Annotated in this window: 1 protein-coding gene; it reads right to left on the bottom strand. The window is 42.3% G+C overall.

The features are described from left to right. A partial coding sequence (locus tag ABJH98_RS01275; protein ID WP_348305797.1) for a hypothetical protein occupies positions 1 to 3433 on the bottom strand: 3433 nt, incomplete at both ends.

The following is a 3433-nucleotide window of genomic DNA, read 5'->3' as shown; positions in this document are numbered from 1 at the left end:
TACAGCAGCTCCACCAGTGATTTGTACGGTCAAGTCACCGTTACCGATATTGGTACCCGGCGATACGCAATTGGTATCAGGGTTTTTGATATTCAATTCAGCGATAGGATCAGTAGAATCGTCATCGATAGTAAAGTCAGTAGTTGTACTTGAACATCCCGTAGCGTCTGTAATAATTACTTCATAATCACCAGGCTCAAGATCTTCAAGCAAAGGATCAGTACCAGTTTGTGTACCGCCATGTGCTCCGCCCTCTTTAGTGAAAGCGAAGTTGAAGCCTGTGGTATTGCCTTGTGGCACGCCATTGATGGATACGTTAGTGATCTGGAAAGCTCCGTTGTATCCACCACCAGAACAGTTGTCGTTAGGGGTGTTAGTTGAGCCTGCAGCTGCAATTGTAATTGTTGGAATATCTTCATCTAACTCAAAAGTTGCATCCACAAAACAATCTTCACTTGTATTTTGTTCGTCAATAACTCTGAGGGTGTAGAAACCACCATCAACGCCACTCAATGTACCTGAAGATACAGCAGCGGCGGCGCCAACAGCTCCATTGATAGAAGCACCATTTACTAAGGCAGTACCAGCTGCAACAGAAGCACCTGCATACCATTGGTAAGAATAGTTACCTGTGTCATCATTAGTGATAGACCAGTCAATAGCTCCGTTACCCTCGTTGGCGTCTGGATCACAACTGGTATCAATTACATTCAAAGTTAAACTTAAAGTAGGTACTACTGTTTGATCTTCAATTTCAAATTCAATCATTGAAGTAGAACAACCAAATAGTACATGTTCAGCTTCTACAAAGTAAGTGCCTGCATCTAGACCAAGTAATTCATAATCGTTTGCACCAGTCGCAATAGGAGTGGTTGCGTCATCTTCGTACCAGGTGAAGTCATAGTCATCTCTATCTCCAGAAGTGACGTCAGCATCTTCAACAGTGGCTGTACCTGTAGTTCCACAATCTTCGATATGAGAAAGGGAAGTAAGCGCAGCGATTGTGTGTTCCTGAGGGTCTGTGTCTATCGTGTATGTTCCCTCCACAGAACATCCTGAATACACATAGGATGCTGGACCTGTTCCTCCTACAATTCTATATATTTTAACAATATAATCTTCTGGGCCTAAATTAGATAGAGTCGAAGTAGTCTCATGCTGTTCAACCAATAATTCATCACCAGGATAGGTCTCAGCTCCCACAACAAACCATCTAAATTCAAAATCTTCTGGACGGTCGAATGGTCCGTATGTATCCTCAGCATCTTTTTTAGCAACTACTGTAATTTCACCATCTCCTGGGTCACCGTCGCACACTGTATTATCAGTAATTGTAAATCCATCAATAAATGGTGTGTAAGCACGTTGCTCAATAGTTTCCACGGCACTAGCTGAAAAACATCTATCGGTATTGGCTGGAGCAAAAGCAGGATTATCAATTTGTCTTGCTACTGCAGTATAATCTCCCGCAGGTAATCCAGTGAACTGAACTACATCTCCAGGATCATTATCGCCAGCTCCTCTTCCTGATGAAAGATTAATTAATGGATAGGTGATACCATTAACTGTATAATTTGCCAATGGATCTGCAGGGACACCATCTCCAGCATATAAATAGATATCATATTCAGATATATCATCGAAGTTGCCTGCTGAATATCCAGGTGTTAAAATATCAATGTCTGCAGTAGCTCCACTAAGTTGTCCGGTAATACCATCCGCATCAGTGAATGAAGCAGGAGAGGAAGTAGTGGAAATTCTCATTGAAACTCCATCGGTATTATTACTTACAGTACCTGTTGCTCCGCTTGGGACTGCAACCACAGTCTCGCCATCATCAAAACTAAAACCATTTGTCGCTGTATAGGTTATGAATATACTTTCAGAAATACCAACTTCAGCACTTCCATCGTCCGGACACTCTTCCACATGTTCAACAGCAATTGTCGTAGTGGCTTGTTGACCAACAAAAGGGAGGTCATAAACGATTTGATATCTACATTGTGTGGAACCAGTATAATCAATAATCAAGGAATATAGACCTGATTCAAGCCCAGTTAAAGTAGTAGCACCTGTAGACCCATCAGTATTATATCCAGCTGGATTAATGGGAGATATTCCATCTATGCCGTTTTGAGTTTCATCTGTATAATCATCTGAACCTTCCCACCATTCAAAGGTTATATTAGCATCACCTCCTAATGTGGCATCTATGGTTCCAGTAGCAGATGCACAGTCTGTAGGTAAAATGCCATAGGCAATATTGACGCCTGGAGCAGCTGGTGTAAGGTCATCAATGAATTGGGTAAATGGGTCACTTGTACAGCCAGAGTTAGTTTCAGTAGCTATAACAGTATAATATCCAGATGCTTGTCCAGTCAAAATTGGGTTGGCGCTATTGGCTTGAACAACAGTGCCAAATTCATCTTGTCCTTCATAGAATTCATAAGTGTAAGCTGGAGTAAAATTAATTGGAGCTCCTCCTCCGTCAGAATAAGTAAGCCCTATTGCCGTTACTTCAACCTCACCATTAGGAGTACAGTCAGTTTGGTCGTCATTCACGTCGTAAGTCAAGGCCATTACTGGTGTCGCCCGACGAATAACCACTTGTTCCGTAGTAAAACAGCCTGCTGCATCATTGGTAACTTTTGCGGTATAAGTTCCATTTGGCAAATCACTGATGATATGATGATTTCCTTGTCCATCAGTCACAACTCCGGCTGAAGGATATATCGTTGTTACTAGATTAGCAATATTCGTATTCGTACCAACAAACCATTCAATAGTAAAGCCAGCATTATCTACCACTGGGGAACCATCATAATTCGTAATATTAGCTGTGATTTGTCCAGTAGGGTCAGCTAAATCACAACTGAAATCATCTTGAGTCACAGATACTGACGGCACTATGGCTATCAGGTTTTCAGTCAACTCGACGGTGATAGGAGCAGAAGTACATCCAGTAGTATTGTTGATAGCCTCTACGGTGTAGAACCCAGCACTTAGATTTTGGATGTGATTGGTGGTTGATCCCACTACATCAACAGTAGAAGTAGGCGTTTCCCCTTTCTGAGTATAGATATCATCGGCATCATCGATCACATTAGCCGGATCATTAGAAGCTCCGAAGTACCATACATAGTTAAAGTCAGCTGCTGGATCTACATCTGCACCGGCTACAACGTCGAGTAGTTCGATTGCACCGTTAGGATCCACAGTTCCTCCAGTACATGATGACACTTCGGTGATATCGATATCAGCCCCACCCGGAGAGGTATCTGTATCAGTAATTACTGGATTAGTGATTACTTCACCAATGATGAACTCATAAGTTTCGCTACATCCAGTGGTGTTGCTCACCGCCATGGCGGTATAAGTACCTTTCGGTAGGTCTTCAATAGTCGCCAGATTGGTGTTTACATCATTAGAGATG

The organism is Reichenbachiella sp. (assembly GCF_039969095.1).
Classification (GTDB): Bacteria; Bacteroidota; Bacteroidia; order Cytophagales; family Cyclobacteriaceae; genus Reichenbachiella.
This window is presented reverse-complemented; position numbering and strand designations above follow the sequence as displayed.